Origin of the sequence: Mesorhizobium sp. M7A.F.Ca.ET.027.03.2.1 (assembly GCF_003999175.1) — a bacterium.
Lineage (GTDB): Bacteria > Pseudomonadota > Alphaproteobacteria > Rhizobiales > Rhizobiaceae > Mesorhizobium.
Genome location: NZ_RZOM01001491.1, coordinates 1 through 1,062 on the forward strand (window position 1 = coordinate 1; position 1,062 = coordinate 1,062).

Consider the following 1,062-nt stretch of genomic DNA (forward strand, 5'->3'; position numbering starts at 1 on the left):
ACCTTCGTCTTCGTCACCCACGACCAGGAAGAAGCGCTCGACATGTCGGATCGCATCTGCGTTCTCGGCGATGGCGAGATCCAGCAGCTTGGCACACCCGCGGCGATCTACGAGGAGCCGTCGAACCGCTTCGTCGCCGATTTCATCGGCGAGACCAACTTCCTCGATGCTGACGTGATTGCCGTGGACGGCGAGCAGGCAACCGTGAAAACGCAGCTCGGCATGACCTTGACGGCCTCTCACAAGAAAGCGGTCGCCGGCCAGAAGGCCTTCATCTCGATACGTCCGGAAAAAATCAGCCTGCCCGCGCAGGACAACCCGATCGCTGTCGACGGCACGATCATGAGCACCAACTATCTCGGCGGCTACACATACTATCTGATTGAAGCGGGCGGCACCAAGCTGCGCATCTCCAAGCGCAACAGCGTCAGCCGCGGCCAGATGTTCGAGATCGGGCAATCGGTAAAAGTCGGCTTTGCCGCCGAATCCGTGCGGATCCTCGGCGCATGAAGGCACGCACAAAAAGTCCTGACTGGAATGTCCTCGGCCTGCTGCCGGCCCATCTCATCATGCTGCTGACGCTGATCATCCCGATCGGTATCATCATCGTGGTGTCGTTCTCGACGCGTGGACCTTACGGCGGGTTCGAATACGTGTTCACCACAGCGCCCTACAAGCAGCTTTTGTTCAACGAAGGCTGGACCGGCGAGATGGAGTTCAATCCGCAATATCTCATCGTCGTTGCCCGGACGCTGGTCCTGTCGGCCGTGACAACATCGATCTGCCTGCTTCTGAGCTTCCCGGTCGCCTATTTCATCGCGCTGCAGCGGCCGGCGATCAAAGTGCTGCTGATCTATCTCGTCACGCTGCCATTCTGGGTTTCGATGATCGTGCGCGTCTATTCCTGGATCATCATCCTGGGCAAGGACGGTGTCGTCGAAAAGACCCTTCGCGGTCTCGGCCTCGTTGACAACATGGACTCGCTGCTGTTCGGCAACACCGCCATGCTGCTCGGTCTCGTCTACAGCTACATTCCGCTGATGATCCTGCCGATCTTCGCCT

General features: G+C 58.9%; 1 protein-coding gene and 1 pseudogene. Both read left to right on the forward strand.

The genetic code is table 11. The annotated features are described in order from the left end of the window. Window positions 1-510, forward strand: a 510-nt coding sequence (locus tag EN750_RS41565) for an ABC transporter ATP-binding protein (protein ID WP_145968261.1), incomplete at its 5' end; no start/stop codon positions are given. Beyond that, window positions 507-1,062 (forward strand): annotated as a pseudogene (locus EN750_RS35875) (hypothetical protein); the annotation flags it as partial. The gene EN750_RS41565 and the pseudogene EN750_RS35875, both read left to right, overlap by 4 nt.